This is a genomic window from Polaromonas jejuensis NBRC 106434 (genome assembly GCF_001598235.1).
Lineage (GTDB): Bacteria > Pseudomonadota > Gammaproteobacteria > Burkholderiales > Burkholderiaceae_C > Polaromonas > Polaromonas jejuensis.
Genome location: NZ_BCYO01000041.1, coordinates 1 through 25,049 on the forward strand (window position 1 = coordinate 1; position 25,049 = coordinate 25,049).

The window sequence follows — 25,049 nt, forward strand, 5'->3', positions numbered from 1 at the left end:
CGCGCCGGCCCCCTCCCCGGCCTCCGCGGCCAGCGCCCCGACGGCGCCGCCGGCCGGCCCCAACCCCACCCCGGTCACCGCCATGGCCCTGCCCGAAAGTGCCCAGCTGGCCTACCGGATGACCGGCAGCGCCAAGGGCCTGACCTACCACGCCAACGGCGAGCTGGACTGGCGCAACAATGGCCACAGCTACGAGGCCCGCATGACGGTCAGCGCCCTGCTGCTCGGTTCGCGCAGCCTGGCCAGCACCGGCCAGATCAGCGCCGAAGGCCTGGCGCCGACGCGCTTTTCCGACAAGTCCAGAAGCGAAGTGGCCGCGCATTTTGAGCCCGACAAGGGCCAGATCAGCTTCAGCGCCAACACGCCCAGCGTCCCCTGGGTCAAGGGCACGCAAGACCGCGCGAGCGTTTTTATACAGCTGGGCGGCATGCTGGCGGGCCAGCCGGCCGCCTTTCCGGTGGGCACCACCCTTGTCATGTACACCGTGGGGCCGCGCGATGCCGACAGCTGGACTTTTCGGGTCGAAGCCGAGGAAACCCTCAGCCTGCCCTTTGGCGAGCTGGCCACCGTCAAGCTGGTGCGCCAGCCCCGGCGCGAGTTCGACCAGACGGTTGAAATCTGGTTCGCGCCGTCGCTGGGCTACCTGCCCGTGCGCAGCAAAATCACCCAGCACAACGGCGATTTCGTCGACCAGCAGCTGAGCGACGTGCACAAACGCTGAGCCGGCAAGCCTGCAGTTAGGCAGGTTTTTGCCCTTTTTGGGGAAACCGGGCAACTTTACCGGCCGCTTACCGGCTCCTCTTGAACTTGGCAGCATCGTTGCTATCTGAAGAAAAAGGGATAAAGGACCCCATCCATCATGCACATGCTCTACGACTCGGACTCTTTTGTGGTGGTGCAGATTCACGCCAACGCCCCCGAAGAATCTGCGCCAGCCCCCAGCGTCCCGCAACTGGCCCGCCACGGCTTTGAAATTGTGGACAAACGCTCCGGCAAGGAGGTGTACCTGGATGGCTCGTGGGCAGAAATGTTCCAGCAGCGCCTGAGCGCCTGGGAGCAAAACACCCCCACCCAGGAAGAGATCGAAGACACGCTGGAAGGCTACAGCGGGCTGGCCACCACGCCCATCTCCCTGCACTGACTCCCTGTACCGATTCCCCGCACCGATCACTCCGCCGCCTGGCGGCCTCGCAGGTCCGGACCATCCCGGTAAAGCCAGCGGTACATGGGCTCGGCCAGCAACAGCACCGCGGCCAGCCGCGTCACATGAAATGCCGTCACCACCGGCACCCCGAGTTGCAGCACCTTGGCCGTGATCGACATCTCGGCAATGCCGCCCGGCGAGGTGCCCAGCAGCAGCGTCGCCCAGTGAAGCTGGGTGAACTGCGCCAGCAGCCAGGCAAAGCCGGCGCACAGCCCTATCATCCCCACTGTGGCCAGGGCCACTGAGCCCAGCCAGCGCGGCGCCAGGTGCACAAAGCCGCGGGTAAAACGCACACCCAGGCTGATGCCAATAAGCAGCTGCGCCGCATTGCTCATGGCCTGCGGAATGGCGGACAAGGTCACGCCGCAGGCCGTCAGCAGCAAGGACACGCACAGCGCACCAATAAACCAGGGGTTGGTTCGCTTCAGCTTGAGCATGACCCAGCAGCCTATGCCGGTCAGCGCCGCCAGCAGCGCCAGCCCCGGCAGATGGACCACGCGCGCAGCGGGCAGGGTGTCGTCCAGCCCATGCAGCCCCGCCCATTGAAAGCCGAAGGGAATGATCAGCGTGACCAGCAGCACCCGCAGGCTGTGCGCCGAGGCCACCAGGTCGGTCTGCGCACCGTGGCGCTCGCCCATCAGCGTCATCTCCGACGCCGCACCCACAGGCGCCGCAAAATAGGTGGTGATGCGCGACAGGCCAGCAATATGAAACGGCCCGGGCCCGTGGTGCACACGATGCAGCCAGGCCCCAAAAACCAGGCCCAGCGCCAGCGCCCAGACAATATTGAGCGCAATGGCCCACCACAAACCGGCTATCAGCGCGACCACCTGCGGCGTGAAATACAGCCCCAGCGCACCGCCAATCACCCATTGGCCGATATTGCGCAACGGCGTCCAGCTGGCCGTGGGACCGCCCAGCATGGACAGCACCGACGTCGCCAGCAGCGGCCCTATCATCCAGGGCAAGGGCATGCGCAGCCTGACACACAGGCCGGCGGCGGCCCAGGCGAGCAGCAGGGTCACCATGACACGAACGGGCCGGCGTCGCAAAACAGATTTGGCAGCATTGAAAGGCATGGGCAGAGATTCAGGAGCTGGCGGGCCGGAAAAAACCGGACCGGGGCCAAGGGTAAAACGGGCTGAAGGCCTTAGTATCCACCGATGGCCTATTTACCCCTGCCTCACGCCCCGGCATGGCTTATTTGTGCCGCATCCCTGGCGCTGGCGGGCGGTTGCACCGGCCGGCTCGAAGCGCCCATTCTTGGGCAGCCCAGCGGCAGCGCTGCCACAGCCACGGCCGCCCGGCTGGATGCGTTGCTGCCGGCCGATGTGCTGCTGCTGGGTGAGCAACACGACGCCCCAGACCACCAGCACATCGAGCAGCAGGTCGTCGCCCTTCTGTCATCCCGGGGCCAGCTGGCCGCGGTGGCGCTGGAAATGGCCGATACAGGGCTGAGCACCGCCACGCTCGGACCCGGTGCCACCGAAGAACAGGTGCGCCAGGCATTGAAGTGGAACGACAAGGGCTGGCCATGGGCGGCCTACGGGCCCGCCGTCATGACCGCCGTGCGCGCCGATGTGCCGGTGCTGGGCGCCAACTTGCCGCGCGTGCAAATGCAAGGCCGCATGGCCGACAGCAACCTCGACATCCGGCTGCCGGAGCCGGCCCTGAAGGCGCAGCAGCAGGCGATCCGCCTCGGCCATTGCAACCTGCTGCCCGAGAGCCAGATCACGCCCATGGCGCGCATCCAGATTGCCAAAGACATCAGCATGGCCGACGCCATCCATCAGGCGGCCCTGCCCGGCAGGGTGGTGGTATTGCTGACCGGCAGCGGCCACGCGGACCGCAACCTGGGCGTGCCGCGCCATCTGCCGACCGGCCTCAAGGCCAGGGCCGTGCATCTGCGGTCCGGTGATGGCACGGGCCATGAAAAAGCGGATGCCTTCGACGATGTCTGGTCCACGCCGGTCCGGCCCGCAACCGACTATTGCGCGACCTTGCGCCAGCCCATCAAGCCCGGGGCCGCCTCAGCGCCGGAGACCCAGCCCTGACGCGAAAGCTGCGCAGAAGCGCCAGCGTCAGGCGGCCCCGGCCGGATCAGGCGTTTTTGCGTATCGAATCCGCCAGCACATTGACGATGCGTTCAATGTGTTCTTTTTCCACGATGTAGGGCGGGCAAATCACGATGTTGTCGGCCGCGGGCCGCACCAGCACGCCGTGGTGGAAGCAGTCCATGAAGATGTCGTAGGCGCGCTTGCCCGGGGCGCCGGCCACGGAGGACAGCTCCACGGCGCCGGCCAGCCCCAGGCTGCGGATGCCGATCACGTTGGGCAGGCCCTTGAGGCCGCTGTGCATGGCGTCGCCCAGCACCTTGCCCATCTGGCCCGCGCGTTCGAACAGCTGGTCCTGCTTGAACAGATCGAGGGTGGCGATGGCCGCGGCACAGGCCACCGGGTGGCCCGAATAGGTATAGCCGTGGAAAAACTCCACCGCATGGTCGGGACTGCTGGCATTGGCATTCATCATGGCGTCGTAAATGCGGTCGGAACAGATCACGCCGCCCAGCGGAATCACGCCGTTGGTCACGCACTTGGCGAAGTTCAGCATGTCGGGCACCACGCCGTAGTAGTCCGCGCCGAAGTTGCTGCCCATGCGGCCAAAACCGGTGATCACCTCGTCAAAAATCAGCAGGATGCCGTGCTTGTCGCAAATCTCGCGCAGGCGCTTGAGGTACCCCTTGGGCGGCAGATACCAGCCGGCACTGCCCGACACCGGCTCGACAATGACGGCCGCCACATTGCTGGGGTCATGCAAAGGCAGTATGCGGTTTTCCAGCTCCGCAGCCAGGTCTTCGCTCCACTCCGGCTCCACGCCGTTGATGTAGGCGTGGTTCACCGGGTCGTGGATGAAGCGCAGGTGGTCCACGCGCGGCAGCAGGGCCGCCCCAAAGGCCTTGCGGTTGGCCGGAATGCCGCCCACGCTCATGCCGCCAAAGCCCACACCGTGGTAGCCCTTCTCCCGGCCTATGAACACATTGCGATGCCCCTCACCGCGGGCGCGGTGGTAAGCCAGCGCCAACTTCAGCGAAGTATCCGCCGCTTCAGAGCCCGAATTGCAGAACAGCACCTTGTTCAGGTCGCCGGGCGCCATGCCCGCAATCATTTCGGCAGCCTTGAAAGCCTGGTCGTTGCTGGCCTGAAACGCCGTCGCATAGTCCAGCGTGTCCAGCTGGCGCTTGATGGCTTCGTTGATGGGTTTGCGGTTGTGCCCTGCCCCCACGCACCACAGGCTGGAGATGCCGTCAATCACCTGCCGGCCGTCATGCGTCGTGAAATGCATGCCATCAGCGGCCACAAACACGCGCGGATCCTTTTTAAAGCTGCGGTTGGGCGTAAAGGGCAACCACTGGTGCTCCATATTGAAATCCTGATAGGCCATGTCGGTCTCCTGCGTGGATATAGATGGAGGGTGAAAAGGGGCGAATACCGGTGTGATCCTGCATTCTGGCACTCTTGCCACCGCGTCGTGCCCCCCATTGAGGGCCTGCCAGGCGAATGCCGGCGCCACCTGCGACAATTCATCCCCTATGAATCACGCTTATATCCTGACCCTGTCCTGCCCGGACCGCAGGGGCATTGTTCATGCCGTGTCCGGTTTTCTGTTCGAAAACGGCGGCAACATTGAAGAAGCGGCCCAGTACAACGACCCGGACACCGGCCTGTTTTTCATGCGGGTGCAGTTCGCCTGCGATCAGCTCACGCACCAGGAACTGTCGAGCCAGCTGAAGGGGTTCGCTGAGCCCTTCAAGATGAACTGGAAGCTGCACGCCACCACACAACCCATGCGCACCGTGATCCTGGTCAGCAAGGAGGGCCATTGCCTGAATGACCTGCTGTTCCGCTGCAAATCGGGGCTGCTGCCGCTGGACGTCCGCGCCATTGTTTCCAACCACCGCGAGTTCTACCAGCTGGCTGCCAGCTACGACATCCCCTTTCATCACTTGCCGGTCACCGCGGCGACCAAGGCCCAGGTCGAGGCCAGGCAGCTGGAAATCATCGAATCCGAAGGCGCCGAGCTGGTGGTGCTGGCACGCTACATGCAGATCCTCTCCAACGACCTGTGCAAAAAGCTGGCGGGCCGCGCCATCAACATCCACCACTCCTTCCTGCCCAGCTTCAAGGGGGCCAAGCCCTACTACCAGGCGCATGACCGCGGCGTGAAGCTGATTGGCGCGACGGCGCACTATGTGACGGCCGATCTGGACGAAGGCCCCATCATCGAGCAGGACGTGGCGCGCGTGGACCACAGCAAGACCGTGGAAGACCTGACCGCCATGGGCCGCGACACCGAAAGCCAGGTGCTGGCGCGCGCCGTGAAATGGCACAGCGAACACCGCGTGCTGCTGAACGGCCACAAAACCGTCATCTTCAAGTAGCAGGCCATGGCTACGGCGGCAAGGATTCCACCGATTCAGTGCCTGCTGACGTTTGAGGCGCTGGCGCGGCTGCGTTCGGTGACCCAGGCAGCGGAAGAGCTGTGCGTCACCCCCAGCGCGGTGAGCCACCGCGTCAAGCAGCTGGAGCAGATCATAGGCACCAAGCTGTTTGGCCGGGCCGATTTTTCATTGACGACCGAGGGCAGCGAGTACCTGGCCCATGTGCGCGAGGGGCTGGCCACGCTGCAGAAATTCCCCGGCACCGCCGGGCAAAGCGCCACCCCGGGCAAACGCAAGTTACGGCTGGCCGTCACGCCGACCTTTGCGCGCTCCATCCTGATTCCGCGCCTGCGCCAGTTCACCGACGCCTACCCTGAGATCGACCTGACGCTCCAGGTGTCGATTCCGCTGCTGGATGTGGTGGCCGAAGATGCCGACCTGATCGTGCGCTTCGGCACCGGGCGCTATGCCGACCTGGAGCATGTGTGCCTGATGAAGGACGAAGTCACCCCGCTGGCCTCGCCGGCCTTTGTGCGCGAGCACGGCCCCTTCGAAGCCGCCGAAGACCTGCAGGGCGAAAGCCTGCTGCGCTCCCCGCTGGAGCCCTGGCGCACCTGGTTTGCCGCCAATCACCTCGACTGGCCCGAGCCGGTGGAGGGCTCCCAGTTCAATGACATCGGCCTGATGTGCGACTGCGCTGCCGCCGGCATGGGCATCGCCCTTGTCCGCCTCAAGCTGGGCGCGCCCTGGCTGGAAAACGGCTCGCTGGTGCGCCTGGGCAGCAACGCCGTGTTCGCGCACAACATCCCCAGCCCGCACGCCCATTACCTGTGCTGGCGCACCGGCACCATGGACCGCTGGGAATGCGCCGCCTTTGCGGACTGGCTGAAAAAAAGCCTGGGATAGACGCCCATGGGCGGACAAATGGCGGTTTTGCCTCCAGAAAAATAGGGAGCGACCGCCCTCTGAAGGCCACGCGCCATGCACGCAGCTATTTACACCCTCTTACCAGGTGCACGCACCAACTGCCGATGCGGCACAGTCGATGGGGCGCTGCATTTCACATGGTGCTTTAAATTTCTTCAACCCGACGCTGGCGGCTTGCCCTACAGTCTGAATTCCAGCTACTTGGCCAGACCATGAATGCACCCGCCCCTCACTCGCAGCACGATTTGACTGAACGATCAGCGCGGCAGTCAGCCGTGGTTCGCGCACTGCAGGCGGTGCTGCCAGCGCATGCGCTGCTGTGGAACAACGAAGACACCACGCCCTATGAATGCGACGGCCTGACCGCCTACCGCGAGCGGCCGCTGGTCGTGGCCCTGCCCGAGACTTATGCCGAGGTGCAGGCAGTACTCAAAACCTGCCACGCGCTGGAGGTGCCGGTGGTGGCGCGCGGCGCCGGCACCGGCCTCTCCGGCGGCGCCATGCCGCACCAGCGGGGCGTCACGTTGTCACTGGCCAAGTTCAACAAGATTCTGAAGGTGGATCCGGCCAGCCGCACCGCCGTCGTGCAGGGCGGCGTGCGCAACCTGGCGATTTCGGAAGCGGCCGCACCGCATGGCCTTTATTACGCGCCCGACCCGTCGAGCCAGATCGCCTGCACCATAGGCGGCAACGTGGCCGAAAACTCGGGCGGCGTGCACTGCCTCAAGTACGGCCTCACGGTGCACAACGTGCTCAAGGTCAAAGGTTTCACCATCGAAGGCGAAGAAGTCGAGTTCGGCAGCGAGGCACTGGATGCCGCCGGCTACGACCTGCTCGCCATCATCATTGGCAGTGAAGGCATGCTGGCCGTCACCACCGAAGTCACCGTGAAACTGGTGCCCAGGCCGCAGCTGGCGCGCTGCATCATGGCGAGCTTTGATGACTTGCGAAAAGCCGGCGATGCCGTGGCCGCGGTGATTGCGGCCGGCATCATTCCGGCGGGGCTGGAGATGATGGACAAGCCCATGACGGCGGCCGTGGAAGACTTTGTGCATGCCGGTTATGACCTGAGCGCCGAGGCAATTCTGCTGTGCGAAAGCGACGGCACGCCCGAAGAAGTCGAGGAAGAAATCGGCCGCATGAGCGCGGTGCTGCAGCAGCATGGCGCCACCGCCATTGCCGTGAGCCAGAACGAAGCCGAGCGCCTGCGCTTCTGGAGCGGCCGCAAGAACGCCTTCCCGGCATCGGGCCGCATCAGCCCCGACTACATGTGCATGGACTCGACGATTCCGCGCAAGCGTCTGGCCGACATCCTGCTGGCGATTGCCGAGATGGAAAAGAAATACCGGCTGCGCTGCGCCAATGTGTTTCATGCCGGCGACGGCAACCTGCACCCGCTGATCCTGTTCGATGCCAACGACCCCGACCAATTGCACCGCTGCGAGCTGTTTGGTGCCGACATTCTGGAAACCAGCGTCGCCATGGGCGGCACGGTGACCGGCGAGCACGGCGTGGGCGTGGAAAAGCTCAACTCCATGTGCGTGCAGTTTTCAGCGGAAGAAAACGAACAGATGTTTGGCGTGAAGCGGGCCTTTGACGCCAGGGGCCTGCTCAATCCCGGCAAGGTGATCCCCACACTGAACCGCTGTGCCGAGTACGGAAAAATGCTGGTGCGCAGCGGGCAAATGGCGCACCCCGACCTGCCCCGATTCTGACGCCGGTCCGCGCCGGCGGCCTGCGCTCAAAACGCGTTTTAACGCCCCGGACGCGACACGCACCGGACACACAATAAAACAAAGCAGGCCGAAGTTGGGCGCTCCTGGCGGCAGGAACCACCCTGCTGCCGGCTCGGCGGTTGCCACGCGACGGCCGCCGTGGCAACATTCATTTTTGCCCTCAACCGTTCACCGTCACACCAAGGAGAGCTTCATGACAACGCAGGAACTGGCACTCGCCTTCACCAAGTTGTGCAAGCAAGGCGAATTTGAAGAGGCGGGCAAGCGCTTCTGGTCTGATGAGGTGGTGTCGCGCGAGCCCATGACGGGCGAGATGGCCGAAGCCAAGGGCCGCGCCGCGGTGCAAGCCAAAGGGGTCTGGTGGTATGCCAACCATGAGGTGCACAGCGTCAACGTCGAAGGCCCCTATGTGCATGGCAACCAGTTTGTGGTGCGCTTCACAATGGACGTGACACCCAAGGGCCAAGCCCGCCTCAGCATGGACGAAGTGGGTGTCTACACGGTGCAGGACGACAAGATTGTCGAAGAACGTTTCTTTTACGGCAGCTGAAGCGGGGGCGAACGGCCGCCGTGCTTGCGCAGGCTTGCACTAGCACGGCGGTATTCAGGCTCTTTGAAGCCCGCCAGACCGGGGGCCCCCGATATAGGCCTCAGAGGCCTCAGGCGGCCGCCTGCAGCCCCGGCTTGACCGCTTTGGGGCCGGCCACCGCACCAAAGAGGATTTCACCGGCCAGCTGGCCGCCCTCTTCAATCACCAGTTTGCCGTAGCGAATGGTGCCTGTAACTTTGCCGGTGGAATAAATCACCAGTTTCTGGCGCACCGTCAGGTTGCCATTGAATTCGCCACGGATTTCGGCCACGTCAATTTCCGCCGAGCCCTTGAAAGCGCCCTGCTCCGAAATTTGCATCACGCGGGAATCCATGGTGGCCTCGACCAGGCCTTCCACCACCAGCGTGTCGCAGTCGGTAATCTCCACCCCTTTGAGCTTGATGTTGGGCCCCACCGTCAGCTTGCTGCCGCCCTCCGACGCTGTGCTGGCCGCGGCGACGGGTTCGGTAGTCACTGGCTTGGCCGTGCTGGCAGCCGTGGACGAAGACGGCGACACGCCCGATGAACCGGTGCTTGCCGTACTTCCGTAAGCGCCGGTTGTGCCATGACGCAGGTTGGTGGGTGTGTCATTTTCTCGCTTGCCAAAAAACGGTGTTGCCATGTGACTTCCTTAAAAAGACCGCATGGTACGTCCGCGAAATATTAAAAACCTCGCCCTAATGCAAGAGAGGTAACGAAATTAATTCTTACATTCCACGCTTGATGCGGTTTACGTATGGAGTATGCGCACGCTCATCATGGGTCACAGCCGGTGAGCGCACGCTGTCATCATGTGACACCAGGTGACACTTGCACCGGAACTTCAACGCCAATTTCCGCCCCCTGCAGCATGTCAGGCACCATGCAAGCCGGCAGCGAGACATGCCGTTTCACGTTCTTCGACACCGCCATTGGGCCGTGCGCCCTGGTGTGAAGCGAGCACGGTATTGCCGCCGTGAGGCTGCCGGAGTTATCGCAGGGAAAGACCCTGTCCCGCCTGCGTCAGGCATTCCCGCAGATGACGCCGGCCCAACCACCGCCCGCCATTTCAGCGCCGGGTGTATGAGATCACGCCGGGCATTACGCCCGGCAAGACACAAACCTACGGTGACATCGCGGCCCTTCTGGCCGAACCCGGCGCAACGCGGGTGGCAGGGCAGGCCTTGGGGCACAACCCGTTTCCCATCATCATGCCCTGCCACCGCATACTGGCCGCAGGCGCGCAGTCAGGGGGATTTTCCGCCCCGGGCGGCGTCACGACCAGGCTGCGCAAGCTCTTGATTGAAGGCGCCGAGATGGGTGGCGCACCCGGGTTTTTTGACCGCGGCCAGGCGATCCGCCGACCCGCGCCCGCAACAAGGCCTGCAAAAAACGGCACTTTGGCGCACACTGAGGGCGTGAGGCATGCTTGCCGCCCGGACAGACGCCAGCCCACAGTTCGCCAAAAAGGAGGAGATCGCCATGCCCCGCCACACGCCCATTGAGCGCTACCGCAACATCGGCATCAGTGCCCACATCGATGCCGGCAAGACCACCACGACCGAGCGCATCCTGTTCTACACCGGCGTGAACTACAAGCTCGGAGAGGTCCACGAGGGCACCGCCACCATGGACTGGATGGCGCAGGAGCAGGAGCGCGGCATCACCATCACCTCGGCGGCCACCACGGCCTTCTGGAAAGGCATGGCCGGCAACTACCCCGAGCACCGCATCAACATCATCGACACGCCGGGCCACGTCGACTTCACGATCGAGGTCGAACGCTCGATGCGCGTGCTCGACGGCGCGGTGATGGTCTATGACGCGGTGGGCGGCGTGCAGCCGCAGTCCGAAACCGTCTGGCGCCAGGCCAACAAGTACAAGGTGCCGCGCATCGCCTTCGTCAACAAGATGGACCGCGTGGGCGCCGACTTCCTGCGCGTGCAACGCCAGATTGCCGAGCGCCTGAAGGGCGTGGCCGTGCCGGTGCAGATCCCGGTCGGTGCCGAAGAGCATTTCCAGGGCGTGGTCGACCTCGTGAAGATGAAGGCCATCCTCTGGGACGACACCAGCCAGGGCCTGCATTTCGAGTACGTCGAGGTGCCCGCGAATCTGCTGGAAACGGCCACGCAATGGCGCGCCAAAATGGTCGAGGCGGCGGCCGAAGCCAACGATGAGCTGCTCAATAAGTACCTGGCGGGCGAGCCGCTCAGCGAAAACGAGATCAAGCAGGGCCTGCGCCAGCGCACCATTGCCAACGAGATCGTGCCCATGCTCTGCGGCAGCGCCTTCAAGAACAAGGGCGTGCAGGCCATGCTCGACGCGGTGATCGACTACCTGCCCTCGCCGCTGGACGTGCCGGCGATTCTGGGCCACACCGAGGATGACGGCGAGGCCGAACGCCACCCCAGCGACGAGGAGCCCTTCTCGGCACTGGCCTTCAAGATCATGACCGACCCCTATGTCGGGCAGCTGATTTTTTTCCGCGTCTACTCGGGCGTCGTCCATGCCGGCGACACGGTCTACAACCCGACCAAGGGCAAGCGCGAGCGGCTTGGCCGCATCCTGCAGATGCATGCGAATGTGCGCAACGAGATCAAGGAGGTGCATGCCGGCGACATCGCGGCCGCCGTGGGCCTGAAGGACGCGACCACCGGCGACACGCTGTGCGACCCCGAGAAGGTGATCATCCTCGAGAAGATGATCTTCCCCGAGCCGGTGATCTCGCAGGCGGTCGAACCCAAAACCCAGGCCGACCAGGAAAAAATGGGCATCGCGCTGAGTCGCCTGGCCCAGGAAGACCCGTCGTTCCGCGTCGCCACCGACGAGGAGTCGGGCCAGACCATCATCTCGGGCATGGGCGAGCTGCACCTGGAAATCCTGGTGGACCGCATGAAGCGCGAGTTCAGCGTCGAGGCCAACGTCGGCAAGCCGCAGGTGGCCTACCGCGAAACCATCAAGCAGGCGGTGAACGATGTCGAAGGCAAGTTCATCAAGCAGTCGGGCGGGCGCGGCCAGTACGGCCACGCCGTGCTGAACCTGGAGCCGCTGCCGTCCGGCCAGGGCTATCTCTTCGTCGATGCAATCAAGGGCGGGGTGGTGCCGCGCGAATACATTCCCGCCGTCAACAAGGGCATCCTGGAGACGCTCAAGGCCGGTGTGCTGGCGGGCTACCCGGTGGTCGATGTCAAGGCCACGCTGGTGTTTGGCTCCTACCACGACGTAGACTCCAACGAAAACGCCTTCCGCATGGCCGGCGCGCTGGCCTTCAAGGAAGGCATGCGTCGCGCGAAACCCGTGCTGCTGGAGCCCGTGATGGCGGTCGAGGTGGAAACACCCGAGGATTTCATGGGCAATGTGATGGGCGACCTCTCCTCGCGCCGCGGCATGGTCCAGGGCATGGAGGACATTGCCGGTGGCGGCGGCAAGCTGGTGCGCGCCGAGGTGCCGCTGTCTGAAATGTTCGGCTACTCCACCACCCTGCGCTCGCTGACCCAGGGCCGCGCCACCTACACCATGGAGTTCAAACGCTATGCCGAGACGCCAGCCGATGTCTCGGCGGCGGTCACGCGCGGCAAGGGCAGCTAGTGTGGTGTTGCACGCTATCCGGCACATAAAACCGCGTCTTTTTGCCCATGGCGGCGTTGCAAATCCTCGCAATAGTGAAACTATTGCTGCGGTTTGCGCCTTGCCCTGGACAAAAATCCATCGGTTTTATTTGTACCGTCAAGCATGCAACACCACACTAGAGCTCATCCCCATGCTTGTTGAACATCTCGATCAGGTAGTCCGCCGTGCTGCGTACACGCGGCGCGCGGCGGACATCGGCATGCATGACCAGGTACACCGGCAGCGATGGCGGTGATGGGGCGGTCTGCAGCAACCTGAGCCTGCGATCCGTTCCGGCGAGGAAGCGGGGCAACATGGCGATACCCCAGCCCTGAGCTGCGGCCTGACGCATCGCCGCCAGGTCATTGGTGCGCAGCGCATAGCGCCGCGCACCCACGTGGTGATCCAGCCAAAGCTTCTGCGGCAATTGGGGAATGCTGTCGTCGAAGCCGATGAAGGCTTGGTCGGGCTCTGCCAGCGAGCAGCATGCAGCCGTGCCATAGAGCCCATAGCCGACATGGCCCAAGGTCCGCGCCACCAGATCCGGTTCCTGGGGCGCGCTCATGCGCAAGGCAATGTCCGCTTCGCCACGCCCGAGGTCGACGCCGCGTCGCTCTCCGATCAGCGGCAGTTCGATCTGTGGCCTTGGCGGCTGCGATCGCCTAGTCGCCATGAAATCCGCGCCGGCCCCCAGGCCTGCAGCGGCGGCGCCGGCGGCCGTGGTGTGGTCGGCCACCATGCAACTGCGGCATGAGCCCATGCCTTGCCTTTGAAAGTCACCCCTGAATCTCAGGGCAGGCCTAGAATCTTCCGTAGCGACAAGAAGAACTGGAGACGCCATGAAGACCACGCCGCTTGCCGAGCTGCTGAGCTACACCGCCGAACATGCCGGACCCAGTGCCAAACGGCTCTCCGAGTTTGTGTCGGCCTATTTTGAAAGCACCGACCCCGACGAAATTCTCGCGCGCGGTCCGGCCACGCTGTTTGGCATTGCCAGCGCCCATTGGCGTTTGCTCGACGCGTCCCGCGCCGCCCAAAGCGCCAGGATCCGGGTGTTCAACCCGACCCTGGCGGAAGACGGCTTCGTGAGCGACCACACCTCGGTCCAGATCGTGCATGACGACATGCCGTTCCTGGTCGATTCGGTCACCATGGCCATCAACCGCAGCGGCCGCACGGCGCACTGGATCGTCCACCCCCTGCTGCATGTCGCGCGCAATGCGCAGGGTCGGCCCGAAACGGTGGGCAGCGCGACGGGGGCTGGTGCCACCGGCTCCAGCGACCCGATCGAGTCGCTCATCATGGTGGAGTGCGACCGCATTCTGGGTGCGCCGGAGCGCGACGCGCTGGCCCGTGACCTGGAGCGTGTGCTGGGCGATGTCCGTGCCGCCGTGCAGGACTGGCACGCCATGCTCGAGCGGGTTCAAGCCCTGGGGCTGGGGGTTGCACGGTCGCTGCTGTCGCCCACCAGCAAGCAGGAAGGCATTGAATTCCTGCGCTGGCTGGAAGACCGGCATTTCACCTTTCTGGGCGCGCGCGACTACGACATCCAGCGCGATGGCGACGCCGTCAGCCTGATCGCGCGTCCGGAGTCGGGCCTGGGTATCCTGCGCGGCGCCCCGCAGACGGCAACGTCGCGCCTGCCGCCCGACGCCGTGGCCCTGCTGGAGTCCGACGAACTGGTGCTGATCACCAAGGCCATGACGCGCGCCACCGTGCACCGCCCCGCCTGGCTCGACTACATCGCCGTCAAACGCTTTGACGACGCGGGCAGCGTCGTTGGGGAGGCCCGTTTTCTGGGGCTTTACACCTCGACCGCCTATGCCGCCGCGATTGGGGATATTCCGCAGGTGCGGCGCCGCGCGGCGTACGTGATCGCCAATGCGGGGGTGGTGCCAGACAGTCACGCGGCCAAGTCCCTGCAGTCGATTCTGGACGTCTACCCGCGCGACGAGTTGTTCCAGATCGACACCGCCACGCTGGCCGAGCATGCCATCGGCATCCTGCGGCTGCAGGAGCGCCAGCGCACCCGGCTGTTCCTGCGCCGCGACCCATTTGGCCGCTTCACCTCGGCTCAGGTCTTCGTGCCCCGCGACCGGTACAACACCGAGCTGCGCGTGAAGATCGGCGCCGAATTGATGGCGGCCCTGGATGGCCAGTCGCTCGAATTCACCCCCATGCTGACCGACAGCCCGCTGGCGCGCATTCACTACCTGGTTCGCGCCAGGGAGCACGCGCCCGTGAGCGTCGACCTGCGCGCGCTCGAAATGCGGTTGGCCAGACTGGCCCAGCGCTGGGAAGACGAATGCACCAGCGAGCTGCTGCGCGCGCACGGAGAAGGGCCTGGCCTGGCGCTGGCCCACCGCTTTGCCAACGCCTACCCCACGGCGTACCGCGAAGATTTTTCGGCGGCCGTCGCCGCCGAAGACGCCGACACGCTGGCCGGCCTGAGCGCCGCCTCGCCGCTGGCGGTCAAGCTGTACCGTCCGCTCGATGCCGGCGAAGGCCTGCTGCGCTTCAAGATCTACAACACGTCCAAAGTCCCGCTGTCGGACTCGCTACCGGTGCTCGAGCGCATGGGCGCCCGGGTGCTGGACGAGCACCCCTACCGGATCGGCAGCGACGCGCTGTGGATTCACGACCTGGGCCTGCAACTGCCGGCCAGCACCGATCTGGCGACCGTCAAGCCACGGTTCGAGGCCCTGTTCGCGCAGGCCTGGCGCGGCGAGGTCGAAAGCGACGACCTGAACCGGCTGGTGCTGACCACCGCGCTCGACGCACGCGCCATTGCCGTGCTGCGCGCCTACACCCGCTATTTCAAGCAGCTCGGTTTTGGCTTCAGCCAAAGCTATATCGAGGCCGCGCTGAACAACAACGCGAAACTCACCGAGGAAATCTTCAGGCTGTTCAAGGCCCGCTTCGACCCAGCCCTGACGGGCAACCGGGACGAGGCCCAGCAGCAGCTGACAAAACAGATAGAAGCGCATCTTGGCGCCGTGGCCAGCCTGGACGAAGACCGCATTCTGCGCCAGTTTTTCCTCACCATTGCGGCCACCCTGCGCACCAGCGTCTGGCAACAAACCGCCACCGGCGAAGGCAAGCCTTACCTGTCATTCAAGTTCAACCCGCGCGAAGTCCCCGGCGTGCCCGAGCCCAAGCCCCTGTTTGAAATCTGGGTCTATTCGCCGCGCGTCGAGGGGGTGCATCTGCGCGGCGGCAAGGTCGCGCGCGGCGGCCTGCGCTGGTCGGACCGCCGCGAGGACTTCCGCACCGAAGTACTGGGCCTGGTGAAAGCCCAGCAGGTCAAGAACACCGTCATCGTGCCGGTCGGCTCCAAGGGCGGCTTCGTGCTCAAGAACGCTCCGCCCGCCAGCGATCGCGAAGCCTTTCTGGCCGAGGGCGTAGCCTGCTACAAGCTGTTCCTCTCAGGTCTGCTGGACCTGACCGACAACGTGGTCAAAGGCGCGGTGGTGCCGCCGGCCAACGTGGTCCGGCACGACCCGGACGACCCCTACCTGGTGGTGGCGGCCGACAAGGGAACCGCCACGTTCTCCGATTTCGCCAACGGCGTGTCGGCCGATTACGGCTTCTGGCTGGGTGACGCCTTCGCCTCGGGCGGCTCGGTCGGCTACGACCACAAGAAGATGGGCATCACGGCGCGCGGCGCCTGGGAATCGGTCAAGCGCCACTTCCGCGCCCTGTCGCTGAACACCCAGTCCACGCCGTTCACGGTGGCGGGCATCGGTGACATGTCGGGCGACGTGTTTGGCAACGGCATGCTGCTGTCCGAGCACATCCGGCTGGTGGCGGCCTTTGATCACCGCCATATCTTCATCGACCCCGCGCCCGATACGGTGCGCTCCTTTGCCGAGCGCCAGCGCCTGTTCGACCTGCCCCGGTCGAGCTGGGACGACTATGACAAGAGCCTGATTTCCGCCGGCGGCGGGGTGTATCCGCGCTCGGCCAAGTCGATAAGCCTGAGCCCGGAGGCGCGCGCCGCGCTCGGCACCGAGGCCGCCGAACTGAGCCCGGTCGAGCTGCTGCGGGCCATTTTGCTGGCGCCGGTGGACCTGCTCTACAACGGCGGCATCGGCACCTATGTGAAGGCCAGTTTCGAGAGCCACGCCCAGGTGGGCGACAAGGCCGGCGACGCGTTTCGCGTCAACGGCGGCGAGCTGCGCTGCAAGGTGCTGGCCGAGGGCGGCAACCTGGGCTGCACGCAAAATGGCCGCATTGAATACGCTCAAAAAGGCGGCCTGATGTACACCGACGCGATCGACAATTCAGCCGGCGTGGACTGCTCCGACCACGAGGTCAACATCAAGATCCTGCTGGGCAGCGTGGTGGAGGCCGGCGATTTAACGCTCAAGCAGCGCAACGACCTGCTGGCCTCGATGACGGACGAGGTGGGCCTGCTGGTGCTGACCGACAACTACTACCAGACCCAGGCGCTCGACGTCGCCAGCCATCGCCCCTTGTACGTGCTGGACGGGCAGCAACGCCTGATGCAATGGCTGGAGCGTAACGGCCGCCTGAACCGCGCCATCGAGTTCTTGCCGACGGATGACGAGATTGCCCGGCGCAAGGCGCGCAAGACGGGGCTCACGGCACCCGAGGGCGCCGTGGTGCTGGCCTACGCCAAGATGTCGGTGTTCGACGAGCTGGTGGCCAGCAACCTGCCGGACGACCCGTATTACAGCCGCGCGCTCAAGGCCTACTTCCCCAAGGTCCTGACCGAGAAATTCGGCGCGGCCATCGCCAGCCACCCGCTCAAGCGCGAGATTATCGCCACCTTCATCACCAACACGGTGGTCAACCGCACCGGGGCCACCTTCGTCAATTTCATCGCGTCAGAGGCGGGCGCGACCGCGGCCGACGTGATTCGCGCCTTCACGCTGGCGCGCGAAATCTTTGACCTCGAAACCCTGTGGGACCAGATTGACGCACTGGACTACCGCGTGGAGGCCAGCCTGCAACTCGACCTGCTGACCCAATTGATCGCCATTGCCCAGCGGGCCTCACGCTGGATGCTGCGCGTTCGCACCCAAAGCACCGATCTGCCCACCCTGATCACGCGCTACCAGCCTGCGGCGCGCGAATTGCGCGCTCATCTGGCAGACTGGTTGCCGGCACCCGCCCACGCCAGCTGGGAGCAGACCACCCAGGCACTCATGCAGGCCGGCGTGGAGCAGACGCTGGCGCAAAACCTGACGGCGCTGGAGTACATCTTCCCGGCGCTCGACCTGGTCGATCTGGCGCAAAGCGCCAATACCGGGCTGGCGCAGGCGGCGCGCGCCTATTTTGGCGTCGACACCGAACTGGGCCTGATGCTTTGGCGCGCGGAAATCAAGCGCCTGCCCACCGACACGCTGTGGCAGACCCAGGCCCGCGGCAGCGCGCGCGACGACGTCTATTCGATCGCCAGCCAGATCACCCAGGGCCTGTTGTCGCGCGGCGAAGATCTGGCGAGCTGGCGCGACCGCCACACGCAGGCCATTGAACGCCTGCGCAGGCTGCTGGCCAGCATCAGCACCCAGAGCGCGGACCTGGCACCGGTTTCGGTGGCGCTGCGCGAACTGCGTCATCTCGCCTGAGGATTGTTGACGTCGGCCCCATGAAACGCGAACAGATCGAATCCTTTTTTGCGACGCTCTAGGAGTCTGGGCATCAGAGCTTGTAGCCGATTTGCCGCAACAAATTCTTGCGCCAGGCGATATCGCCCTCGTCCTCGATCCCCTGAGGCGGGAAGCCGTCAACCACGCCCAGGACGCCACGTCCCTGTTCCGTCTCGGCGAGAATCACTTCGGTCGGATTGGCTGTTGCGCAGAAAATGCGGCAGACCTCCGGCACCATTTTGACGGTGTTCAACACATTCAGTGGGTAGAAACCGTCCCCGAGGAAAATGATGAAGCAATGGCCGGCGGCAAGGGCCTTGGCGTTGTTGCGGGCCAGTTCGAGCATGGCGGGATCGGTGCCCGACCATCGCACCAGGCATTTGCCGGAGGCTTCGCAAAAGGCCAGGCCAAACTTGATGCCCGGCACGGCGGCCACCAGCGCTTCGTGGAGGTCCTCGACGGACTTGATGAAGTGGGTCTGCCCCAGAATGAAGTTGGCCGCATCCGGCTTGTCGATTTTCACGGTGATGAGCTGCATATCGAACGCCTCCTTTTTCCGATTTCGATGTCCCGATCACTTGACCGCGCCGACGGTGAACCCCGCGACGAAGCGGTCCACGAAGAGGTTGTAGAGCACCGCGATCGGCACACTCACGATCAGGCAGGCGCCCATCAGCGAACCCCAGAAATACACGTCGCCGCGCACCAGGAAAGTCGGCACGCCGACGCTGACCGTGTATTGCGACGAGCTGGTGATGAAGGTCAGCGCGTAAACGAATTCCTGCATCACCAGCGTGAGCGTGAAAATGACGACGGTCAGTATCCCCGCCGACGACAGCGGCACCACGACTTTCAGGAAAGCGCCGAAGCGGCTCAAGCCGTCCATCATTGCCGCTTCCTCGATGTCGCGCGGCACGGCCTTGAAGAATCCCATCATCAGCCAGGTGCAGAACGGAACGGTGAAGCTCGGGTACACCAGCACCAGCGACCAGAGCGAATCCTGCAGGCCGAGCGAGCCGATGATGCGCGAGAACGGGATGAACAGGATGGTGGGCGGAATCAGATAGGTGAGGAAGATGCCGATCGCCAGGTGCCGCCCCCAGCGCCCGGACAGGCGCGCCAGGCTGTAGCCGGCGGGCACCGCGAGCAGCAGCGTGATCAGCACGACGGCAACGCCGACTTCCAGCGTATTGAGCATCCAGCGCACGTACTGGGTGTCAAAAAACAGCACGCGCAGGTTGTCCAGCGTCGGCGGGCTGTTGAATATGAATGGATTGTTGGCGGTGTTGATCAGGTCAAGGGTGCCCTTGAAGGTGGTGATCAGCATCCAGTAGAACGGAAAGGCGCAGAACGCCACGAACGCGGCCAGCAGGCCGAAATGGCCGCTGCGTGCGCCCCAGCGCTTCCAGCGCGTCATCGTCATGTCAGTTGCTCCACCGCGCTGCGCGCGACCCACGACGCATGAAAGCAAGTTGCAGAGGCGGGGGCCACCGCGGAACCGGCTTTGCCGGGCCGCCGGTGGCGCCCCCTTGAGGGGGAGGCGCCGAAGGCGCTTCGGGGGTGGGCTTTCACTTCAGGTCACCTCCGTACGGCGTGCGATGGTCAGCAGCAATATCACGACCGCCACCAGCACCGGGAACAGGAACAGCGAGATCGCCGCGCCCTCGGCCAGATCGCCGCCCTGGATGCCGGTGAAGAACGCCAGGCTCGCCAGCACCTGCGTCGTGTCGTACGGTCCGCCGCGGGTCAGCACGAAGATGATGATCATGTCGGTGAAGGTAAACACGATGCCGAACAGCAAGGCCACCAGCATGATAGGCATCACCAGCGGGATATTGATGCGGAACAGGTGACGCCAGAACCCGGCGCCATCCATCGCGGCGGCGTCGTGGATGTCCTGCGGAATCCCGCTCAGGCCGGCCAGGATGATCACCGTCGCCAGCGGCAGCAGGCGCCACACGTCGACCAGGATGACCGACGCCATCGCCAGATTCGGCTGGCCGAGCCAGATCGGCCAGGTGTTCGGGGCGAGCAGGCCGAGCGCGCGCAGGGTCCAGTTGATGATGCTGTAGACCGGGTCGAAGATCCACAGCCAGCCGATGGTGCCGAGCGAGATCGGCGCCACCCAAGGCAGCAGGATCAACAGCCGCACCAGCCACTTGCCGCGGAAATCGCTGTACAGCGCCATTGCCAGCATCTTGGCCAGCACCACGACCAGCAACTGGGACAGCAGCGTGAAGACCAGCGCATTGCGCAGCGAGCGCCAGAAGGTGTCGCTCTCCAGGATGCGCCGGAAATTTTCCATGCCGACGAAATGCAGCGTCCGGCTGCCTACGGTGGCGTCGGACAGGCTGTAATAAATCGACAGCAGAAACGGGAAACCGACCAGCAGTGCGATGTAAATCACGGCCGGCGCGAGCATCAGGCGGCCGAGCCATTTGTCGTCGTCCAGCCAACGCCGCACCGAACGCTGCGCCGGCGCAGTGGCAGCGGCGGAAGCGTGCGCGCTCATCAGGTCACCTCCGCGCTACGCGCTGCGAGGCTTACGCCGGACTGCGGATCGAAGCGCCTCAGGTCGCGGCGGCGCACCGCGAAATGGTAGCGTGCGCCGGTCGCTATCGGTGTCGCGACCGTGCACGGGATGCGCGAGATGACCTTGGCTGCCGGCTGCGGCGGCTCCAGCACGCCGTACACCAGGCGGTCCGAGCCCAGGTTCTCGATCCGCGTGACGTGAAACGGGAACGGGCTCAGCGCCTCATCGGCCGGATACGCGTCGTGCGGCAGGAAGTGCTCGGGACGGAAGCCGGTCACCGTGCCATCGGCCTTGACCAGGTTCATCGGCGGCGAGCCGATGAAGGTCGCGACGAAGATGTCGGCGGGATGCTCGTACACCTGCTGCGGGGTGCCGAGCTGATGGATGCGGCCGTGGTCGAGGATGGCGATGCGGTCACCCAGGCCCAGTGCCTCGATCTGATCGTGGGTGACGTAGATCGTCGTCGTCGCCAGCCGCCGCTGGAACTGCTGCAGCTCGTCGCGGGCCGAGGTCCTGAGCTTGGCGTCGAGATTGGACAAGGGCTCGTCGAGCAGGAACGCCAGCGGCTCGCGCACCACCGCGCGCGCCAGTGCCACCCGCTGCCGCTCGCCGCCGGACAGTTGGCGCGGTTTGCGGGCGAGCAGGTGGGCAATGCCGAACAGCGTCGCAGCCCAGTCCACTTTCTTGCCGATCGCGTCGCGCGGCATGCGTTGCGCCCGCAGCGGAAACGCGATGTTGTCGAACACGCTCAGATGCGGATACAGCGCATAGCTCTGGAACACCATCGCCATGTTGCGCGCCCTGGGCGGCAGCTCGGTCACGACGCGGCCGTCCACCAGGATGTCGCCCGACGTCGGCGCCTCCAGCCCGGCGATCATGCGCAGCAGGGTCGTCTTGCCGGAGCCGGACGGCCCCAGCAGCACCAGGAATTCCGCTTCGCGCACCGCAAGGTCGATGCCGTCCACCGCGTTGCCGCCATCGAAACGCTTGGTGAGTGAGCGGGTTTCTACGGTCGCCATGATTAGGGCCTGTTCACACTATTTTTGCAAGTGCGAACATGGTTAAAACAGCGCCAATCAAGGCGCGCGACGACGGCCAGGCTGGGCGCCTGGCCTAGGAGTGCAACGATGAGTGGTGCTGTTTTAGCCATGTTCCCTTCGGGTTGCGATCAAAAAGGCCATGCGCCGCGTTGCGAAGCCTCGCCGGGCCACACGGCCCGTCTGCGTTTCGCGCCTTGCGCATGACCTTTTTGACTCGCAACGCATCTTGCAAAAATAGTGTGAACAGGCCCTAGTCATTCACGCGTGAAAGCCCGACTCATTGCCCCGCGGGAGGCTCGTCGACGCTGCCGCGGATCACACCAAGCCCTTATCCCGCCATTTGGCGAAAATGCGCTTGCATGTGACTTCCGCCTGCCGTATCGCATTCTCCGGCGTCTCGTCGCCGGTGGCCGCCTTGGCGAACATGGTGTTGAGCACCCAGGTGTTGAAGATCTCGTCGACGGCCGCATTCGCATAGCCGGGGTAACCGACGTTGGTGGCCTGGTTCATCAGCGTGGCGAGCACCTTGTACTTGTCGCGGGGCTGGGCCTTGGCGTCGTCGGCGATCAGCTTCTGCAGGTCCGGCACGGTGCTGGGGAAGCAGGGGAAATTGTAGAACTCGCTCCCCACGAAGCCTTGCCGGAAGTTATCGATGTAGTCGACCAGGAACTTCTTCGCGCCGCCGATGTTCTCGGCGAATTTCCAGATTACGTAGCAGTCCATCACGTGCTCCATGCCGATGCGCCGCACCGGGCCTCGCAGCGCCTGGGTGAGCCAGATGTCGGGCGTGCCCGGGATGTTCTTGTTTTCGCCCTCGCGGGTGATGGAAATGGCGTTGAGACAGAGCGAGATCTTGCCGGCGAGCATGGCGCGGTTGTTGGAGGACGGGTCCCACGCCAGCACTTCCGGCGTCATGGTGTCCTGGTACAGGGCCTTGACGAACTTCACCGCCTCCAGCGTGTTCTTCGAGTTCAAGACCACGTTCGCGCGGTCGTCCTGCACCGAGCCGCCGTAGGAGAACAGGATGGTGCGCATCGCCATCGCGGTGTCGAGCTCGGCGGACAAACCGATCCCCACCGGGATGTTGCGCTTCTGCTTGATCTTGCGGCCTGCGGCCAGCACGTCGTCCCAGCTGTCGGGCGGCCTCATGCCGATCTCGTCCCACAGGTCCTTGCGGTAATTGATCGGATCGGGCGTGAAGCTGTCGGAAAAGCCGAAATACTTTTTCGTTTTCGGGTTGTACGTGCTCTTGACCGCCAGTTCGATCGGCTTGCCGTGCTTGCGCTGGCACTCCTCGTAAATCTCGCGATGGTCGATGACCTGCTCCTCGTACACCGGCGGCGGCGACAGGAACATGAACAGGTCGTGGCCCTTCTGCGCCGAGACTTCGGCGGCGGCGCGCGTGGCAAGCGCCGGAATGCCGACGTGATCCACGATCACCTCGGTATCGTTCTTCTGCCCCCATTCCTTCACATAGGTATTGTCGAACCACTTGTCGTAGCCCGGCACGAAGTGGTTCCACTGCAATATCTTCAGCGTTCGATTCGCTGCGTGCGCCTTGCCCGGAAGAATGAAGGGGCCGAGGCCGGCAGCGAGGCCGGCAGCGCCGGCGGCCTGGATGATGCGGCGCCGGCGGGCATCGGTGCGGGTGGACGGACCGGACGCCATGTCTTGGCGCGAATGAACTACCCTTGTCTTGTTCGCCATGGCTATCTCCTCGTTCAAAAGAGAAGTAGGCACCCGTCCCACTGGCGCAGCGAGTGCTTGCCCATTCGATATTAGAGTTGATGCCGGGATAAAGATTCCCTTGGATAATCGCCCTGCCCGTCAAATGGCCCCGCAGCAGCCAGCGCCACCGCAGATGCTTGGGGTGGTCTGCGCTGCCTGGGGTTTCGCGGCTGGGGCGTTGACTCATCCTGCCAGCAAAACCACATTTCCCCTCTGCTGCCGTGGTGTTAACGGTCACGGTCTGCTCGGCGCAAAAGCGCACCAGCTAGTTCGGGCCGTCCGCTTTCGGGCCGATGCCGGAGAGGCCTTCGCCACCGAACGGCTGTACGCCGACCACGGCGCCAATCATGTTGCGGTTGACGCAAATGTTGCCTACATGGGCGTCGGCAGCCAGCGCTTGGGCCCGGGAATCGATGCGGGTCTGCAGCCCCAGCGTCAGGCCATAGCCCGAGGCGTTGATCTAGTTGACGCTCATTAGAGGCGTGACAGGATCTTCTGCCGGTTCAAAGATAGATGCAGGACTGCAGATGTCCGGCGAGTTCTTTTTCGCTGGCTTTGGTGTAATCCTTTTCGAAGCGGTCGCTGACCAGGTTGGCGGTGTGGCCATCCAGCTTGTCGTTGATCAGGCCCATGAAAGAGGGCGGAGCGACGAGGATGGCGCGTTCGAACTGGTTGGTGCTGCGGCCATGGTTGAACTCGCGCGCCAGTTCCTGGGCGAAATGCTGCGCGGCGTTGAGCTTGGGTTCGGTCTGGGGCTGGCGTGCGCCGTGGCCGTTGCCGACGCCCTGCATGTGTCCGGGGCGGTCGGTGACAAGATCGGCATTTTTTTTCCGGCTCTCCGGGTGTTCGGTCTCCTTCAGAAGCGTGAGTCCTTTCTTGGGACCATGGTTGGCATAGATTTTGGCGAGGCTTGCGTTGGCGACCAAGATCCAGGTGGTATTGGCCATGTGCGTCCTCCTTGGAAGTAAAAGGGCAACCAGTCATGTTGCCTTATTACTTTACGCCCGGCGCTGCTGAATGCAAGCGGGCTGCCAAATCAGCCCCGTTCCCATTTTTCCACGGGGCCGCCGAGCCTGGTCTTGCAAGACGGGTACGCGTTTGCGGACACCGTCAGAGGCCTCGCGCGCTGTACATTGTCATCTCCCACTCGCCCGCTGCTTCATCGTGGCGCAGGATGTACGTGCTGCCGTCATCCCCCTGCACCTTGAAGTACCGGTGGTCCGGCGCAAGCCAACGGTCGACGATGGCCATCACCTCGATGCGACGCTCGCCGAGATAAAAGGCGCGCGGCTCCTGTTCGCCGCGGTAGCCGGCATAGCACTCCACACGAATCCCCATCGCTTCATAATATACGCACACCGTTTCAGGCTGCATTGAGCCTCGGCCAGCGTGCAAAGCCATGCCCATCGGATCTTCGGACTCGCGTTGGCGGCGCTGGCGGTGCTCAGCGTGGCCGGCAGCATCATGAGCGATCCACGTTCCATTGCCGCCCCCGCAGTGTCCGCAGCGAGCCAGACGACGGAACTGGCCGCATTGAGCGAGCGATTGCAGGCCCATGTTCGCAAGCTGGCGGGCGAGATCGGCGAACGCAACGTGTTTCACCCTCAGGCGCTGCGCGCCGCGGCGGACTACCTCCGCGCCCAATGGGCGT

Annotated in this window: 22 protein-coding genes and 1 pseudogene; 11 read left to right on the top strand and 12 right to left on the bottom strand. The window is 64.4% G+C overall.

Annotated features, from left to right (window positions below; genetic code table 11):
- Both PJE01S_RS22755 and PJE01S_RS22760 read left to right on the top strand, forming a co-directional pair.
- A partial coding sequence (locus tag PJE01S_RS22755; protein ID WP_157090448.1) for a DUF3108 domain-containing protein occupies positions 1-721 on the top strand: 721 nt, incomplete at its 5' end.
- Between the two features lie 138 nt (positions 722-859).
- On the top strand, positions 860-1,141 hold the full coding sequence (locus PJE01S_RS22760; RefSeq protein ID WP_068836009.1) for a BTH_I0359 family protein: 282 nt from the start codon (positions 860-862) through the stop codon (positions 1,139-1,141).
- 26 nt (positions 1,142-1,167) lie between these two features.
- Here PJE01S_RS22760 and PJE01S_RS22765 read toward each other — a convergent pair whose 3' ends face one another.
- Complete coding sequence (locus PJE01S_RS22765; protein WP_068836010.1) at positions 1,168-2,283, bottom strand: AbrB family transcriptional regulator; 1,116 nt, start codon at positions 2,281-2,283, stop codon at positions 1,168-1,170.
- 84 nt (positions 2,284-2,367) lie between these two features.
- On the opposite strand from PJE01S_RS22765, the gene PJE01S_RS22770 reads away from it, so the two are divergent.
- Complete coding sequence (locus tag PJE01S_RS22770) at positions 2,368-3,258, top strand: ChaN family lipoprotein (protein WP_068836011.1); 891 nt, start codon at positions 2,368-2,370, stop codon at positions 3,256-3,258.
- 46 nt (positions 3,259-3,304) lie between these two features.
- Here PJE01S_RS22770 and aptA read toward each other — a convergent pair whose 3' ends face one another.
- Complete coding sequence (gene aptA / locus PJE01S_RS22775; protein ID WP_068836012.1) at positions 3,305-4,645, bottom strand: omega-aminotransferase AptA; 1,341 nt, start codon at positions 4,643-4,645, stop codon at positions 3,305-3,307.
- A gap of 148 nt (positions 4,646-4,793) precedes the next feature.
- Here aptA and purU point away from each other — a divergent pair, with 148 nt between their 5' ends.
- From purU to PJE01S_RS22795, 4 genes are all read left to right on the top strand, one after another.
- Positions 4,794-5,642, top strand: coding sequence for a formyltetrahydrofolate deformylase (purU, locus tag PJE01S_RS22780; RefSeq protein ID WP_068836013.1), 849 nt, complete (start codon positions 4,794-4,796; stop codon positions 5,640-5,642).
- 6 nt (positions 5,643-5,648) lie between these two features.
- Positions 5,649-6,548, top strand: a complete 900-nt coding sequence (locus tag PJE01S_RS22785) for a LysR substrate-binding domain-containing protein (RefSeq protein ID WP_068836014.1) — start codon at positions 5,649-5,651, stop codon at positions 6,546-6,548.
- 233 nt (positions 6,549-6,781) lie between these two features.
- The gene (locus PJE01S_RS22790) at positions 6,782-8,284 is read left to right on the top strand and encodes an FAD-linked oxidase C-terminal domain-containing protein (protein WP_068836015.1); all 1,503 of its coding nucleotides are present in this window, start codon (positions 6,782-6,784) and stop codon (positions 8,282-8,284) included.
- A gap of 214 nt (positions 8,285-8,498) precedes the next feature.
- Positions 8,499-8,855, top strand: coding sequence for a nuclear transport factor 2 family protein (locus PJE01S_RS22795; RefSeq protein WP_068836016.1), 357 nt, complete (start codon positions 8,499-8,501; stop codon positions 8,853-8,855).
- 109 nt (positions 8,856-8,964) lie between these two features.
- Here the strand turns inward: PJE01S_RS22795 and PJE01S_RS22800 are convergent, their stop codons facing one another.
- Entirely contained in the window at positions 8,965-9,516 is a 552-nt protein-coding gene (locus PJE01S_RS22800) for a bactofilin family protein (RefSeq protein WP_068836017.1), read from the bottom strand.
- Positions 9,517-9,952: 436 nt separating this feature from the next.
- Here PJE01S_RS22800 and PJE01S_RS24840 point away from each other — a divergent pair, with 436 nt between their 5' ends.
- Together PJE01S_RS24840 and fusA are read left to right on the top strand one after the other, a co-directional pair.
- Positions 9,953-10,378: a methylated-DNA--[protein]-cysteine S-methyltransferase gene (locus tag PJE01S_RS24840; protein ID WP_218017555.1), complete on the top strand. Its 426-nt coding sequence runs from the start codon at positions 9,953-9,955 to the stop codon at positions 10,376-10,378.
- On the top strand, positions 10,356-12,461 hold the full coding sequence (fusA, locus tag PJE01S_RS22805) for an elongation factor G (protein WP_068836028.1): 2,106 nt from the start codon (positions 10,356-10,358) through the stop codon (positions 12,459-12,461). Before PJE01S_RS24840 ends, fusA begins: the two co-directional genes overlap by 23 nt.
- Before the next feature lie 157 nt (positions 12,462-12,618).
- Here fusA and PJE01S_RS22810 read toward each other — a convergent pair whose 3' ends face one another.
- Positions 12,619-13,242 (bottom strand): LysR substrate-binding domain-containing protein, encoded by a 624-nt coding sequence (locus PJE01S_RS22810; protein WP_169804424.1) that lies wholly within the window; start codon positions 13,240-13,242, stop codon positions 12,619-12,621.
- Between the two features lie 79 nt (positions 13,243-13,321).
- Between PJE01S_RS22810 and PJE01S_RS22815 the strand changes: the two genes are divergently transcribed.
- Positions 13,322-18,076 carry an NAD-glutamate dehydrogenase gene (locus tag PJE01S_RS22815; RefSeq protein WP_068836019.1) on the top strand — a complete coding sequence of 1,585 codons (4,755 nt, stop codon included), beginning with the start codon at positions 13,322-13,324 and terminating at the stop codon, positions 18,074-18,076.
- A gap of 73 nt (positions 18,077-18,149) precedes the next feature.
- Here the strand turns inward: PJE01S_RS22815 and PJE01S_RS22820 are convergent, their stop codons facing one another.
- The 8 genes and pseudogenes from PJE01S_RS22820 to PJE01S_RS22855 all read right to left on the bottom strand — a co-directional run bounded on the left by PJE01S_RS22820 (position 18,150) and on the right by PJE01S_RS22855 (position 24,772).
- Positions 18,150-18,635, bottom strand: coding sequence for an adenosine-specific kinase (locus tag PJE01S_RS22820; RefSeq protein WP_068836020.1), 486 nt, complete (start codon positions 18,633-18,635; stop codon positions 18,150-18,152).
- A gap of 36 nt (positions 18,636-18,671) precedes the next feature.
- Positions 18,672-19,520, bottom strand: a complete 849-nt coding sequence (locus PJE01S_RS22825; protein WP_068836021.1) for a carbohydrate ABC transporter permease — start codon at positions 19,518-19,520, stop codon at positions 18,672-18,674.
- A gap of 150 nt (positions 19,521-19,670) precedes the next feature.
- Positions 19,671-20,609 carry a carbohydrate ABC transporter permease gene (locus PJE01S_RS22830; RefSeq protein WP_068836022.1) on the bottom strand — a complete coding sequence of 313 codons (939 nt, stop codon included), beginning with the start codon at positions 20,607-20,609 and terminating at the stop codon, positions 19,671-19,673.
- On the bottom strand, positions 20,609-21,649 hold the full coding sequence (locus PJE01S_RS22835) for an ABC transporter ATP-binding protein (protein WP_068836023.1): 1,041 nt from the start codon (positions 21,647-21,649) through the stop codon (positions 20,609-20,611). Before PJE01S_RS22835 ends, PJE01S_RS22830 begins: the two co-directional genes overlap by 1 nt.
- Positions 21,650-21,985: 336 nt before the next feature.
- The gene (locus PJE01S_RS22840) at positions 21,986-23,377 is read right to left on the bottom strand and encodes an ABC transporter substrate-binding protein (protein ID WP_068836024.1); all 1,392 of its coding nucleotides are present in this window, start codon (positions 23,375-23,377) and stop codon (positions 21,986-21,988) included.
- Positions 23,378-23,581: 204 nt separating this feature from the next.
- Positions 23,582-23,858, bottom strand: a pseudogene (locus PJE01S_RS24845) (aldehyde dehydrogenase family protein); the annotation flags it as partial.
- Between the two features lie 43 nt (positions 23,859-23,901).
- Positions 23,902-24,345: a host attachment protein gene (locus tag PJE01S_RS22850; protein ID WP_068836026.1), complete on the bottom strand. Its 444-nt coding sequence runs from the start codon at positions 24,343-24,345 to the stop codon at positions 23,902-23,904.
- A gap of 163 nt (positions 24,346-24,508) precedes the next feature.
- A complete protein-coding gene (locus PJE01S_RS22855; RefSeq protein ID WP_245660943.1) occupies positions 24,509-24,772 on the bottom strand; it encodes a hypothetical protein in 264 nt (87 codons plus the stop codon).
- 15 nt (positions 24,773-24,787) lie between these two features.
- Here PJE01S_RS22855 and PJE01S_RS22860 point away from each other — a divergent pair.
- Positions 24,788-25,049: hypothetical protein (locus tag PJE01S_RS22860; RefSeq protein ID WP_218017556.1), on the top strand; the 262-nt coding region annotated here is incomplete at its 3' end.